The 14,061-nt window shown below is 50.4% G+C and carries 14 protein-coding genes and 1 pseudogene; 7 read left to right on the plus strand and 8 right to left on the minus strand.

Annotation, left to right across the window (positions count from 1 at the left end; genetic code table 11):
• The first annotated feature begins 187 nt into the window (after positions 1-187).
• Together K529_RS21415 and K529_RS21420 are read left to right on the plus strand one after the other, a co-directional pair.
• Entirely contained in the window at positions 188-2,497 is a 2,310-nt protein-coding gene (locus tag K529_RS21415; protein ID WP_005613687.1) for a xanthine dehydrogenase family protein molybdopterin-binding subunit, read from the plus strand.
• Positions 2,475-3,560, plus strand: a complete 1,086-nt coding sequence (locus K529_RS21420; protein WP_009178488.1) for a DUF2235 domain-containing protein — start codon at positions 2,475-2,477, stop codon at positions 3,558-3,560. The genes K529_RS21415 and K529_RS21420 overlap by 23 nt, the downstream gene beginning before the upstream one ends.
• Positions 3,561-3,585: 25 nt before the next feature.
• Here the strand turns inward: K529_RS21420 and K529_RS21425 are convergent, their stop codons facing one another.
• Entirely contained in the window at positions 3,586-4,194 is a 609-nt protein-coding gene (locus tag K529_RS21425; protein ID WP_005613690.1) for a GNAT family N-acetyltransferase, read from the minus strand.
• 51 nt (positions 4,195-4,245) lie between these two features.
• Between K529_RS21425 and K529_RS21430 the strand changes: the two genes are divergently transcribed.
• Positions 4,246-5,259, plus strand: coding sequence for an alpha/beta hydrolase (locus tag K529_RS21430; RefSeq protein ID WP_005613691.1), 1,014 nt, complete (start codon positions 4,246-4,248; stop codon positions 5,257-5,259).
• Between the two features lie 21 nt (positions 5,260-5,280).
• Here the strand turns inward: K529_RS21430 and K529_RS21435 are convergent.
• A pseudogene (locus K529_RS21435) lies at positions 5,281-5,526 on the minus strand (PaaI family thioesterase); the annotation flags it as partial.
• Positions 5,527-5,570: 44 nt separating this feature from the next.
• On the opposite strand from K529_RS21435, the gene K529_RS21440 reads away from it, so the two are divergent.
• Complete coding sequence (locus K529_RS21440) at positions 5,571-7,325, plus strand: recombinase family protein (RefSeq protein ID WP_005613693.1); 1,755 nt, start codon at positions 5,571-5,573, stop codon at positions 7,323-7,325.
• Between the two features lie 33 nt (positions 7,326-7,358).
• On the opposite strand, the gene K529_RS21445 is transcribed toward K529_RS21440, so the two are convergent.
• The 3 genes from K529_RS21445 to K529_RS23585 form a co-directional block, all read right to left on the minus strand.
• Positions 7,359-7,595: a hypothetical protein gene (locus K529_RS21445; RefSeq protein ID WP_065328018.1), complete on the minus strand. Its 237-nt coding sequence runs from the start codon at positions 7,593-7,595 to the stop codon at positions 7,359-7,361.
• Positions 7,596-7,779: 184 nt separating this feature from the next.
• A complete protein-coding gene (locus K529_RS21450) occupies positions 7,780-7,974 on the minus strand; it encodes a hypothetical protein (protein WP_005613695.1) in 195 nt (64 codons plus the stop codon).
• Positions 7,955-8,131 carry a hypothetical protein gene (locus tag K529_RS23585; RefSeq protein ID WP_157859746.1) on the minus strand — a complete coding sequence of 59 codons (177 nt, stop codon included), beginning with the start codon at positions 8,129-8,131 and terminating at the stop codon, positions 7,955-7,957. Before K529_RS23585 ends, K529_RS21450 begins: the two co-directional genes overlap by 20 nt.
• 200 nt (positions 8,132-8,331) lie before the next feature.
• Here K529_RS23585 and K529_RS21455 point away from each other — a divergent pair, with 200 nt between their 5' ends.
• Entirely contained in the window at positions 8,332-8,664 is a 333-nt protein-coding gene (locus K529_RS21455; protein WP_005613696.1) for an H-NS histone family protein, read from the plus strand.
• Between the two features lie 196 nt (positions 8,665-8,860).
• Here the strand turns inward: K529_RS21455 and K529_RS21460 are convergent, their stop codons facing one another.
• Together K529_RS21460 and K529_RS21465 are read right to left on the minus strand one after the other, a co-directional pair.
• Positions 8,861-9,604 (minus strand): hypothetical protein, encoded by a 744-nt coding sequence (locus K529_RS21460; protein ID WP_005613697.1) that lies wholly within the window; start codon positions 9,602-9,604, stop codon positions 8,861-8,863.
• A gap of 154 nt (positions 9,605-9,758) precedes the next feature.
• Positions 9,759-10,556 carry a hypothetical protein gene (locus tag K529_RS21465; RefSeq protein ID WP_005613698.1) on the minus strand — a complete coding sequence of 266 codons (798 nt, stop codon included), beginning with the start codon at positions 10,554-10,556 and terminating at the stop codon, positions 9,759-9,761.
• A 1,329-nt stretch (positions 10,557-11,885) separates the two neighbouring features.
• Here K529_RS21465 and K529_RS21470 point away from each other — a divergent pair.
• Positions 11,886-12,785 (plus strand): hypothetical protein, encoded by a 900-nt coding sequence (locus tag K529_RS21470; protein WP_005613699.1) that lies wholly within the window; start codon positions 11,886-11,888, stop codon positions 12,783-12,785.
• Between the two features lie 91 nt (positions 12,786-12,876).
• Here the strand turns inward: K529_RS21470 and K529_RS23355 are convergent, their stop codons facing one another.
• Positions 12,877-13,269 (minus strand): M15 family metallopeptidase, encoded by a 393-nt coding sequence (locus K529_RS23355; RefSeq protein WP_005613700.1) that lies wholly within the window; start codon positions 13,267-13,269, stop codon positions 12,877-12,879.
• Between the two features lie 246 nt (positions 13,270-13,515).
• Between K529_RS23355 and K529_RS21475 the strand changes: the two genes are divergently transcribed.
• Positions 13,516-13,929, plus strand: coding sequence for a hypothetical protein (locus K529_RS21475; RefSeq protein ID WP_005613701.1), 414 nt, complete (start codon positions 13,516-13,518; stop codon positions 13,927-13,929).
• Positions 13,930-14,061 lie beyond the last annotated feature (132 nt).

The raw sequence follows: 14,061 nt of genomic DNA on the forward strand, positions 1-14,061 counted from the left end.
CGTTGGGCCCAGCGGGCGCATCGCGCAGCGCAATACCTCAAGTACCATCGCATCGAGGTTCACTGTGACCATGCATCAGGTGATAGCGGCTGGAATTTTCTCTCAGCATTGTCACGCGATCACTGGACAAGCCTGTCTCGCGCATTAGGCTCCGCCTGAGCTGAGCGCAGGCAGAGGGAGCCATCTCATGAACCAACGCGTCGAGAAATTTGGAAAAAGTCAGCCGCTCGCACGGGTGGAGGATCAGCGTCTGCTGACAGGTCAGGGTCGCTACATCGAAGATACGATGCCACAGGGCGCGTTGCGGGCCTTTGTCTTTCGCAGCCCCGTCGCCCATGGTGAAATCACGACACTCAACGTCGAGGATGCGCGCGAGGCGGATGGTGTTCATCTGGTGATCACGCAGGCCGATCTGGTTGAGGCCGGTATTGAGGCCCATCTGGACGGGGTGGTGGTGAATAATATCGACGGCAGCAAGGGCGCGGCTCCCGAGCGCCCCGTGCTGGCGGGTCATCGTGTGCGTTACGTCGGCGAGCCTGTGGCGGTGGTTATCGCTGAGACCATGGAACAGGCCCGTGACGCGGCTGAGATGATTGAGTTCGATTATGATGATCTCGACGTGAAACTGGGCCTGACAGTGGGGGGACCCCAGATCCATCCGGAAGCGCCGGACAATCGCGCCTTCAACTGGGGTCTTGGCGATAGGGAGGCGACAGAAGCTGCCTTTGCTCAGGCCGCCCACAGAGTGAGCCTGCAGGTGGCCGACAACCGGATCATCGTAAATTCGATGGAACCACGCGGTTGCCACGCCACTTGGGAAGATGGACGGATGCATTTTCACTACGGCGGGCAAGGTGTCTGGGCCATGAAAGAGCAACTGGCCAAGAAATTACATCTCTCAGAAGACAATGTGCATGTGGTGACGCCGGATGTGGGCGGCGGCTTTGGCATGAAGGCGATGCCGTATCCAGAATATTTTGCAGTGGCGCATGCGGCGCGGGTCCTCAATCGGCCAGTTGGCTGGATGTCGGATCGTACCGAAGCAATGCTGAGCGACAACGGCGGGCGAGATCTGACCTCTCTGGCTGAATTGGCCTTTGATGAAAATCTGAAAATCACGGCTTACCGTGTCCACACGCAATGTAACCTTGGGGCTTATAACTCCCACTTTGGTCAGCCTATCCAGACGCAGCTGTTTTCGCGCGTGCTTGCAGGGGTTTACGACATTCAGACCGCCTGGCTGGAGGTCGATGGCATCTATACCAACACCACGCAGGTGGATGCCTATCGCGGCGCCGGGCGACCAGAGGCCATTTATGTGCTTGAGCGGGTGATGGACCGGGCGGCGCGGGATCTCGGTGTTGATCCGATGGAACTGCGGCGCAGGAATTTCATCGCCCCGCAGAAGTTCCCCTACAAGACCGTCACCGATGAAACCTATGACGTAGGCGATTTTAATCTCGTGCTCGACCGGCTGGTGCAAGAGGGCGACCTGGCTGGATTTGAAACCCGGCGCGCAAAGGATGCGGCGGAGGGACGTTACCGGGGCGCGGGCCTTTGTTACTATATCGAAAGTATTTTGGGCGATCCTTCAGAAACCGCAGACGTCGAATTTCTGGAGAACGGCCGGGTGAACATCTATGTGGGCACGCAGAGCAACGGACAAGGACACGAAACTGTCTTTGCCAAGTTCCTTGCGGACCAGACCGGCATTCCTGTCAGCGCGATTGAGGTCATCCAAGGCGACAGTGACCGTATTGCCAAGGGCGGCGGTACGGGCGGCTCTCGGTCTGTCACGACGCAGGCCAATGCAACCCTGGCCACGGTCGATAAGATGGTGGCGGCCTTCACACCCTTCCTTGCGGAGGAAATGGGCGTTGAAGAGGATGCTGTCGACTTTGATGGTGAGACCTTCCGCGCACCGGGGTCGAACCTGACACCAACGGTGCTCGAAGCGGCGGGTCTTGCACGTGAAAGGGGGCGCACAGACCTGTTGCGCCATCAGGCGGAGGCCTCATTGCCGGGGCGGTCTTTCCCCAATGGTGCACACCTCGCGGAGGTCGTGATCGACACGGAGACCGGACAATCGCGGGTGGACCGCTATACGGTGGTCGATGATTTTGGTAATCTGATCAACCCGATGCTTGCCGAAGGTCAGGTTCATGGCGGGGTCGCGCAGGGCCTCGGGCAGGCGATGCTCGAGCATGTGGTCTATGATGCCGATGGCCAGTTGCTCACGGCAACGTTCATGGACTACGCAATGCCCCGCGCTGAGGATATGCCTTGGGTTGGCTTCACGTCCGAACCTGTGCCCTCCACCCAGAACCCTATGGGCATGAAGGGCTGTGGCGAGGCGGGGACCGTTGGCGCGCTGGCGGCCGTGGCCAATGCGGTTCAGGACGCGCTCTGGGATCAGGGCATCCGGCAGGTGGACATGCCGTTCACACCGGTCAAACTATGGGAGTTGATCAAGGATGTTCCTCAAGCGGCTGAGTAAATCAGTTCTGGGATTGTTCGGACGGCCTCGGCTGCTGTCCGCACAATCCTCAGAAACCGCTCAACGCGGTCCGCAATGTCATGTGATCATCCTTGACGGCACTATGTCGACGCTGGAGCCGGGGCGTGAAACCCATGCCGGGACGGCTTATCGCCTGTGCAAGGAAATGGGGCCACGGGTCTCAGTCTACTATGAGGCGGGCGTGCAATGGAGCGCGTGGAACAAAACCGCAGACGTCATGATTGGACGTGGCATCAATCGCAAGATCCGCCGCGCTTATGGCTATCTCGCATCGCGCTATCGCCCCGGTGATAAAATCTACCTTCTGGGCTATTCGCGCGGCGCATATGCAGTGCGCTCGCTTGCGGGGATGCTTGGCGCAGTTGGGCTAGTGCGGACCGAGTTTGCCACGGTGCGCCATATCCGCACGGCCTATCGCCATTATCAGATGGGCAGTGGTACAGAAATCCGTGCCGCCTTTCGCGATGCCTATTGCCACCCAGAGGTTGAGGTGGAAATGGTCGGCGCATGGGACACAGTCAAAGCGCTTGGCTTTCGTTTACCGCTATTGTGGCAATGGTCCGAGGTGCGTCACGCCTTTCATGACCACAAACTCGGCTCTCATGTGAAGGCGGGGTATCATGCGCTTGCGCTGAATGAGACGCGCGATGTCTATACGCCTGTGCTGTGGAAAACGACGCCCGATTATTCCGGCCAGCTTGAACAAGTCTGGTTTCGCGGAGCCCATGGCGATGTGGGTGGCCAGCTCGGGGATTACGATGCGGCGCGTCCACTGGCGAATATACCGCTTGTCTGGATGCTGGAGCGGGCGGAGATGTCAGGTCTGCCTCTACCACGCGATTGGCGCATGCGTTTTCCGGTTGATCCGGATGCGCCCTCGGTGGGAACGTGGTCGGGTTGGGGCAAGATTTTCCTGATGCGCAGTCGCCGTAAAGTTGGACAAGATCCAAGTGAGAAAATCCATCCCAGCGTTCAGGTGGGGGATTCACCTAAGAAATCGGGGAATTGGCTGAATATGTTTATGCGTCAGACCCGTCTGTGATGAGCGATTGGCGCGGGTTCGAAATTCAGACCTGCTTGACCATTTCGGTCGCCGTAGAAAAGCCAAAAATTGGCGCGGCCAGCCCGAGTTTTTTCACGTCTTGGACCACAAAACCCTCTCGCTCATAGAGTGCACGCGCCCGCGGATTGGTGTCGATGACATCCAGTCGGACCCGTTGTAGCTGAGAATGCGCGGCATGACCCATGATCGCGTGCAAGAGCGCCGTGCCCACACCCAAGCCGCGCGCCTGAGGTTCAACAAAAATCCCATCCATCAAGAGGGTTCCGTTCTCGCACGCGCGCTCCAGAGTGCTGACCAACAGGCCACGCCAGGCCGCTCCAAACAGGCCATAGACTTGATGCAGATCATCGAATTCGCCTCCGATAAAGCTGCCATTGGGGGTTTTGAAGCCGGCCGCACCGAGAAAGTCACCAGATGCAGAGACGGCGCTGATTGCGTGATCGGGCTGCAGAACACGCTCAACAAAGGCGATGGCCTTCTGTTCTGGTCCAAGCGGGTAGCGCAATTTGCGTGAAAACGCCTGCCAATATCCGCGCGCGGCTTGGGCGCGATGCTCCGGTCGCAGGCCCGATTCAATGACATATTTTGCGGACTCGCCGTTTGAGATTGTCATGATGCCTCCCTAAATCCAAAGAGATATGGATTTTCATAAGGCGGTATTCAATTGAAGAGACGCATTTTCATCGGCGCAGGCGTTGTTGCCTGTTTGCTGGCAGCACTCGTGTTCTGGCGTTTAGTGGATCATGATCTGGGGTGGCGTAACAGTGCTGCATTTCAATTTCGCACGCTTGAAGGCGAGGTTTCAGGCACGCTCTGGCTACCCGATGATGCACCGCGTGCGGCGATTGTGCTGGTTCACGGGGACGGGCCGCAGGATCGCACCTCAAACGGGGGGTATGCGCCCTTGATCAACACTTTGCTGGATCGCGGAATTGCGGTCGCGGCGTGGGATAAGCCGGGCATAGGTGCGTCTGCAGGGGATTGGTTGATGCAGTCGATGGCGGACCGTGCAATGGAAACCCGCGTGGCGCTGGCAGAGCTGGATTTACGATTTGAAAACATACGGGTTGGGGCAATGGGGTTTTCGCAAGCAGGCTGGGTGTTGCCACAACTGGAGCCCGAAGTCGCAGATTTCCTTGTGCTGGTTGGGCCAGCAGTTTCGTGGCAAGCGCAGGGTGCCTATTATACCCGGACGCGGCTAGTGCGAGAAGGGCGCGGCACAGAAGAGATCGAGCAGAGACTGCGTGACGCGGCAAAACAGGATGAGATATTATTCTCCGCCGATCGCCCACCTGCGGATTTGCCAGAGGATATGACACCGGCGCGCTGGCGCTTCATCCGTATCAATCGCACGGTTGATGCCAGTGCTGATCTTGCAGCGCAAACCTTGCCTGTCTTGGCGATTTGGGGGGCGAAAGATCTGAATGTCGATGCGCAGGCAGATGCTGCGGCTTACCGAGATCTATTAGCAGATCGAGCTGCTGGCACTCAAATCCAGCTTTGGCCGGAGGCCACTCATGGGTTACTTCGGGCGGGCCCCTATAACTACCAACTGGTCGATGAATGGCCGTGGCATGCAAAGCTGCGCTTTTTCTTTGAGGGGCGGCACGCCTTTGCACCGGGGGCGTTGGATATGATTTCCGACTGGATCTTGGCCCAATCAGCGGACGATCCCTGAGAGGTGGATTGGCCCGTTAGATCACGGGGCAACTTTCATCACGATACAGGTGGTCGACCCCGTCGCATAGAGTTTGCCATCCTCGACCCCACGGATTTCGCCATGAGCAACACCCGTCGAGCGCCCGACGTGATCGATTTCGCCCCAGCAATCAATGGTCATGCCAAGTGGGATGGAGCGTAAGATATTGATCTTGAATTCAAGCGTTGTGTAGACGGACCCTTTCGGCACACGGGTCATCACAGAACAGGCCATGGCACTATCCAGATCATGGTATTGATTAGAACACCAACTTATGGAAGGTTCTACGGATGACAATCAAAGCCTACTCATATCTACGAATTTCAAGTGACCGCCAGAAGCAAGGCGGGGGGATAAAGAGGCAGATGGAAGCCTCTGCAAAGTGGGCCGAAGATAACGGTTACGAGCTTGCAGAGACAATTGCGGACGAAGGCTTGTCTGCATTTACTGGCACTCATGCCAAGAGGGGCGGGTTTGCACGGTTCCTTGCGGCGGTTGACAGTGGGGCAGTAGCGCGAGGCTCTATTTTGATCGTGGAGTCTCTTGATCGCCTGTCCCGCGAAAAAGTTATGGATGCGTTCGACCAATTCCGCGACATCGTTAAGCGCGGTATCCACATCGTGACGCTGGTGGATGGTCAGGTTTACTCCGAAGACAGCATGAACCAGAACATCGGGCAGCTTTTTATGAGCCTTGGTGTGATGCTGCGTAGTCACGATGAAAGTGCTACCAAGAGTCAGCGAGGCAAGGCAGCTTGGCAACAGAAGAGAGCGGCGGCTGCGGAGAGCGCGAAGATTTTGACGAAAAACGCGCCAGCGTGGTTGGAATTGAATGAAGATAGAAGTGGTTTCCTCGTCAAACAGCCACACGGTCAAACGATCCAAAAAATATTCGACCTATCAATAAATGGCATGGGAGCATACTCTATCACTCGTTTCCTGAACGAGAATATTGAAAAATATCCCACTATGGCGAATGGAAGTAGTTGGAACGATGCATACGTTATCCGCATTCTTAAAAACCCTGCGGTCCTTGGTAAGTTGACCTTGACCGAGAAGATAGATGGTAAAAGAGTCCCAACTGGCGAGGTGGTAGATGGATACTATCCAACTATTATTAGCACTGAGGACTTCTCTTTGGTCCAAGCTGAGTTGAGGGAAAGAAAGACCGGGGCAGCAGGGCGAAAGGGAGAGCATTTCGCTAATCTATTCAGTGGCATCGCTGAATGCGGAAATTGTGGTGGCGGTATGCTTCACCGCAATAAAGGGAAAGAACCGCGCGGATATCGGTTCCTTCGCTGTTCGAACAGCTTGAAGGGCAACGGGTGCAACTGCCCAGCTTGGCGCTACGATGAGTTTGAAAGCCAGTTCATTAATTTTGTTAAAGATGTCAGCTTTGCAGAAGTGTTTTCAGGAAAAACGGCTGACACTCAGATGGTTGAGCTAAGAGGTAGGAAGGCGGTTGAACTGGATAAGATCGCACAAGCGGAGCAAAAGTACCTTGCTTTGGTTGAACAGTTCACAGACGCAAATCTGCCTGAAATGTTGAAAGAAAGCCTGATCAAAAAGAGTGTAGAACTTGAAAACGAAATAGTTGCAGCAAAAGAAGCTGTCGAGACTATTGATGCCGAGTTGACTAAATTATCGACATCAAACGTTGAAGCTGACCAAAGTGAATTTTTGGAGAGTTACGAACAACTTTTGAGTGGCGATAAAGATAAACTGCGTGAAGTGCGGTTTGCCATGCACAGTATATTACGCCGCAACATCGATAGCATAAGTGTGAACAACGGCACCTATTTCGAGCCATGGGAAGAGATACCAGATAGCCTGCGTGCTGAACTGGCTGGTAAGGGTATAATATCACAAAATGACATTGAAGGTTACTTGTCCAAGCCGCACGGCAAGCGGCTGCGTGATAAACATGATCGTCATTTTCTAGTTCATTTTAAAAATGGTGTGCGGCGGCGAGTAGGTGCTGAATATTCATTGTTGGATGTTAGTAAAAGTGATTTGGCATTGATTGAAAAGTTTGAGAGTAAATAAAGAAAAGGCCACCTTTAAGCGGGTGGCCTTTTGTTATCCTAGTTCTGGGTCTCGAATGTTTAAATTAAAATCGGTTAGTAGATCGGTGTCATTCCACTGTTCCAAACAAGCCAAACAGCATTCATAGACCAATCCCTGAAATTCTATTTTTTCACTTTTATGCTCTTCCATAATTTTTGTGCATTCATTGATTTTATTAGCTGACTGCCAAACTCTCAAAAATATCATCTTCAAAATCTCTTGTTCGTCTTTAATAGTTCTTTTCATCATATTTCCTCATGAACAAATGCCACTATGTCTGGGTGAATGCGCTCACATCGTGTAATAACATCTTCCACCTCTTGCGAAAACTGCCACATCGGTTCGCCCGCTTGTTGCTCAAAATGAAAATTAAGTAGTTCGATTGCCAACGTGGCTATGTTTCGTTTTCTATCTTCTCTCATATATCCTTTCTCTATTTTACAAATTTTCTATCTTGATAGTCTGGGCTGGCTTCCATGAACGTTTGCAGGCGGTCATAGACCCAATCGCGCAAAGTCTCAGTTTTGAAGCTGGCCAAGGTGGTTACGCGCACATCGTCGGCCTCAACCGATTTCTTCGATATAATGGTGCGCTTGGCGGTGACGATCTTATAGATGTGGAAGTTCAAAATCGTCTTCCTCAATGCGGTTCAACAGTTCGTCATAATCCACCCCGGCGGCTTCACACTTCTTCCTAAAAGCGGCGCTGCGGTGGCGGGCTGCTTCAATCATGTTCGCTTGTTCAGTTTCATACTCGTTGAGCGGGTGTAGTGGGTGTCTTGTCATGTGATGTCTCCTTTGTTCTTGTTGTGCATCTATTTATAAAATCGCGTTGCTTGCCCGAAAAAACAAAAGAACCGCCACCAATGACGGTGACGGTTCAGTCGTGTAACGAGTATAATGAGGGCGGTTCAGGGACCTCAGTGACAGTTGATTTTGTCAGTAATTACGTGTTTATACTACTATGATTAAAAAAGGACTAAAGAATGACCGACCTATCACAAATGTCGATGGACGAACTGCTTAAATTTCAGGCTGACATTGAAGAGGTGATGAAAAGCAAGAAAGCCGAGGAACTGAAGTCGGTTCAAGAAGAGCTTCTTTTGCTCGATCACAAAGCGCAGCAGCTTGGTAGCTCCGCGCTCGAACTGCTGGGCGGCAAAGGTGGCAAATCGGCGAAGACCAAAGCACCCGCACGATATGCGCATCCTGAGAATCCGGCTGAAACTTGGTCTGGTCGCGGGCGTTATCCTGAATGGGTGAAAGATCACATCGAGAACGGTGGCGACAAGGATGATTTCTTAATCAAAAAAGACTAACCTCCATCGACCATGGTGGATGTGGAAGGCCCCTCACTGTGATAGTGGGGGGCTTTTTGCTAATAATTGGCCATAGTCTGTCTCAGTTGATCCACATGGCCCCTTGCCTGTTCGATCAAGTGGCGGTCATTGCTACTGCGGTTGCTCTGCCAGATGAGATAAGCGCCTGCTGCGATGATGGCGGGTAGTAGTGCTATCATTGTAGTCCCTCCAAAAGTTCTATCTGAAATGCTTCTTTGGTGCCGTCGCTGATGCCCATGTCAACAGCGTCATCAAAATCGATGCGATAGGCGGCAAATTGTTCTTTAAAAAATTGTTCTGCCTTGTATGCAGCAGGCCGATCTGGGTGGACGGTGTAACGAACAAGCTCAACTGCCGCGCGGTTCTTCGACGCGATGTTCTGTAAGCGATACTGCAACAGACGCGATGAGCCTGCTTTGACCCATTGCTGGCCGTCTGCCATGGTCACTTTCACAATATACGTGCATGACGCCTCTTCGCGGTTCCTGCGTCCACCAGCTTCACAGTGACGGCAGCGCACCGATGAGCGTGTCAGGTTGCTTGCTCCAAAGGTGCTGACCTCTCCACACTCCAAACAGCGACAATCAACGTGGGCTTGGCTGTTTGGGCCGCTGTTGTCGGTGTAGTGCGTGACATACTCAAATCCGCGCTCTAAGGCCGCTGCTGCGTAATAATCAGCGGTCTTGTTCTTCTTGCAGACCGGGCAAGGTGGCGCGATCCTATACCGCCCCATGAAGCGCTCGAATTGGTGCCCATGCTCACATTCGAACGTGTAGCGAAAATCTCGGTGCTTTAGAGGTTGGCCGTTCTTATCAGTGCGGTCATCGCGTGTTTTGATCACATGATTGCCCGAAACAATTTTGTGGCCGTTCTTTTCAGCCACTGCTTGGTGTTTCGGTAATATCTCGTTTAAATCCATTTTGTATTATCCTGTCTTATCTCCTTTCCATGCATTTATTTATATGTTTTTATTATTGCTGATGTGGTGTAGTGGGGAGATAATGCAGAATAATGTTCTTTAATTAATGGGGTTTGGCGGGTTTTGTTCTTTCTGCTCGGCCTATTGACTGACTTTAAAATTTCTTGGTGTAGAATCCTGTGGGCATGCACGCCATCTCAATATGAACTCGTGGCGTTGTTTCATGTTTTATCTCGAAGTGTTCGTTAGCCATTCTCTCGATATGCGAGTTTAGTAGACTGATGTATGTGGACTTGTTCAGATAACGGCTATAGCGCCAAGCGTTTCGGTGTTTCTTACTCATACGGCTCCACACCTTATCAACAACGTCATACATTTGCTCAAAGCTGTATATAGTTTTGCCGCTCGAATTGATTGCAGTGTGCAAAATGTCAAAATAGTCTTGTTGCGCTCTAATGGCGTCGTTAGGGCTGTAGCCAATGAGATATTCCATTGCCATGTTGGTAATGCGATGCTTAATGTTAACATCATCTTCCATTGCTTGCAGAGAGCGTAGAGCTTGCACCGCCTTATCACTGATGAAGACGGAAACGGACTTCTCAACTCGCTTAGTGATTGGGTTGTGGATAAAGTGACCGCTGGCGAACTTCGCTTTGATGTTAAGGTAGTCAGAGCTAACAGCCTCACTACCTCGGGTGCTGCCAAGGTGAGCGGTTTTGATTTCCATATATTCTTCAAGTGAAAGGACTGTATGAAACGCTTTCCATGCATCAACAACTTCTTGCTTGTTGGTGGTTCGTAACAGTGTCTCTGCTTGGCACTCGTAAAATTTCTCACGTCCATAGCTGGGAAAGAGTAGTCCGGGTGCCATGATGAAAAGGCCAGTCAAAACCTTGCCATCAGTAATTTTTGTATATTTTATGAGTTTATATTCAATCTGTCCGTTAGACATAAAAATCCTCGTTAGTGCTAAACTAAGAGGATAGGGAAATTCTGTTATTCTCTTAGTGGTTAATGTTGATCGCTTTCGTTAAGGTCATATTTGTTGGTCATGTAAGAAATATTCTCAGTGTTGGTCTTAAGCGGCGGTGAGGAAACTGGCCGGTCTCCCCACGCCTAAACCAAAAATATTCAACCGAAAGTGCGCTAACACTAAGAGTCTTTCTTCACGGATATTTAGTAACAAACATCACAAAACAGGGGAGCTAACCCTGAATTTTAATATGAATTATTGTGATAATATCCAAGTAGAACATTAGGAATCTTCATAACGCCTACAGGGCAATTTTATCTGATGTTATGTAGTGGGGCAATAGAAAAAAGCTGACGGTATAATTATTTCAATTTAACTGGTTTAATGAAAATAATACGGAAATTTGCGATTTATCTTGTGGTGGAAGCTACGATGATGTATAAATACATTTGTCGAATGGCGCTAAAACGTTAGGCGACAGAAGTGACAAGAGGGCGCTAAAACGTCAGGCTATCACTTCATTAGAGAAAGGGTCGCTTAGTGACCTTCTTATCTCTTGATGCAACCTTGTAGAAGCTTAGCTTTTACGGGATTTTTTCTCGTTTCTTGTTGTATCTTTGTTGCCTTGAACCTCTGGAATTGATATCCAGTAAACAAGATTGAATTATTATAAAGTAACAAAAGAAAATCAACAAATATGCTTTAGCATTCACGAGCCAGCCACGGCTGGTGAGGGAATTACATCTAGACTTATTGTTACTAATGAGCTTTATGTAATTCTCGCTCCGCTCGAATGCTAAAGCGCTTATTTGATCTTTTACTAAAGTGCCAGTTAATTGAAATACTTGTAAGCGAAGCAAACCCGAAGGGTTTTACATCTATTAACATTAAAGCTACTAATGAACTTTATGCAGTTTCTATTCCTCCATTGGCCCTAAGTGTGTCTTGTAACAGGATAGACATTATTGAACCCATCAGTGAAATCACTGGTGGGTATTATTGTTACTTCACCAGTGACCTGAACTGTTATTCAGAATGAAATCACCAGTAAACGAACTGTTATTCAAGAAATAGCACTTGTGGCTTCACCAGTTACAATGAACCTTTATTCTGAATCCCACAGGGACATACCGTTCCGCAATGTATGCAATTGTGTACAATTGGTGCGTAAACCGCTTGCGGGCCATACCATTCCGTTCCGCGCCAGCCGCATTGTCAGAGGTGGTTTACACGAGCGTGAGCATCGCCATAGTAGCTTCTTGACGCGCCGATAGGGCCACAGATTTGATTTACTTAAGGGAACATAACATGAAGAAATTATTGGTTTCCACGGCTCTTGTGCTAGCTGCACCAGCGAGCGCAGAACAGAAGCCTGTGTACACTCAAGAAATGATTGATCGGTGTTCTTCAAGTACTTACCAGAGCACCTGCCTAAAGATCGAGTTCTTATCTAACCTGTACTTGCAAGAAGCGGGTTCCGCATATGGTACTGCCGCATCAGCGCTTATTGACGGATGCAGGGAGGTTAACGAGCGAACAGATGCAGCAGCATACTGTGTTCGTAGCAGCATCGAAGACGCGCACACCTTGAACGATATGATAGGAGCGAACGCGGTCAAGGATGTCTGCAAGCGGGGCATTGCTGAGCAGCCAAATAAGTTGGAACTGATCCGTGAAAGTTTCCGTCGCAAACGTATCGCCTACGGGATCGAATATAACTTGCGGGAAAATAACGGGTTCTACAATTATCCGAGCGAACATTGCACTCCTAAACCGCAGGAAGAGGCTGTGACGCCAGCGCCTAAAAAAGTACTGGACTGTGAAGAAGGCAGGGCCGTGCAGGCACACTTTAAGACTGCTTCTGATGTTGTGATGCATGAAGAGGTGGGGGCTTTGGTCAAGCAAATAAATGCTGACGTAACCAGCGAGGTTACGTTGTGGTCAGAGAATGAACGTGCCAACGGCTTAGGTCTCTACTTCCTCAAAGAAAAGCACCCTGAGCAATATCAACGCGTTGTAAGTGCCTTTGTGGCGTCTTTGGCTACAGACCCGGAGATGAAGGACAATCCGTTTGCTGCAATGGGACCGCTTTTCGTTGCTGGTATGTTTGAGAAGCAAGCGAACGAGGTGTACTCAGAGTTTCAGAGTAACTGCCAGACTGGTGATGATGATGTTGAAGGGGCATTGTCAGAAGCGTTGAAAAATTAACTGCAACAAGCTCATTTCGAGTGGGTGCCTACTGGCAACGATTGTGGAACAAGAAGGGGCATAGTGTAATAACTGTGCCCCTTTATTCATATCACCAAGGTAGTTGCCAATGTGGTCCATCTTTGAAACTTTTCCAATCACCACCCCATTCAATTTCTATACCAAGCTGTAGAGCAGCGGTCTTCATAGCTGTTGCTATCGGGTAATATTGGTCCCAGTCCTCAATATTTGGTACCCCGTCACCATCAAAATCGCCATGAAAGGGGTAGGGTATCATGTCCACTGCATGTCCGGTTAGATGACGGCTGTTCATTGTAGTGCTGGCACCAGACGCATACAGCCGCTTCTGTCTATCCAATGACCTCACCCCTTCAACGACTGTGAAATCTTGGTCAGTTATGGTGATTGCCAGTTCGACTACTCGTTGAAGGTCTGGTGCTACTCCAATGAGATTGTTTCGTGACCTTGTTCCTAATTTATACATGATAAAAAATATCCTCTTGTTATTGTGAGGATATTTATTGGTCTATTTTAGACCCCGATTTTTCGACTTTAAGCAAAAACACCCCCATTGGACCCCCTTGAAACGTGCCTCAACACCCCATTTAGGCCCTTAATTCGACCATTGGGAGCACCTATTTTTTCGATTAAGGGTATACCCAAGGGAAAGTGCCGTTTTTCACGAAAATGGGTGAATTCACTAAATAGCCTCATCAAGAGAGGTTATTTTATGTGGATATATCAAGGAAAGGAATTTACTAGCGCGGACATCCCAGAAGGGGCAGAAGGATTCGTATATATTATTACTGATGGCAACGGTAAGAAATACATCGGGCAGAAGCGATTTTATTCTAAAAGAAAATTGCCACCATTGAAGGGCAAGTCTCGTAAGCGCACTAAGATAGTTGAGAGTGACTGGCTTACCTATTTCGGTAGCTCGGCCAATGTGGCTGCACGATTAGCACAAGAAGGGGCAGACGCCTTCACCCGAGAGATACTGCATATTTGTTTCAGCAAAGGAGAACTTCACTATATTGAGACAAAAGAGATAATATTGCGTGACGCGCTGCTACGTGACGACTACTACAACGGCATCATACAATGCAGAATAAACCGGGTGCATTTGAAGAATATGGTGGCCTAGCCCTTTTCCTTCTGCATGACCTTCAAGACCTCATCGCGCACCTTGTCGCGCGCGTCTTCCATGGTGCTAACTCGCCCATGAACTGCCGGGTAACACCACGTCGCCCAAGTCCAGGGCGGGAAATCGTTAAAG

This window comes from Tritonibacter mobilis F1926 (genome assembly GCF_000376545.2).
Lineage (GTDB): Bacteria > Pseudomonadota > Alphaproteobacteria > Rhodobacterales > Rhodobacteraceae > Epibacterium > Epibacterium mobile.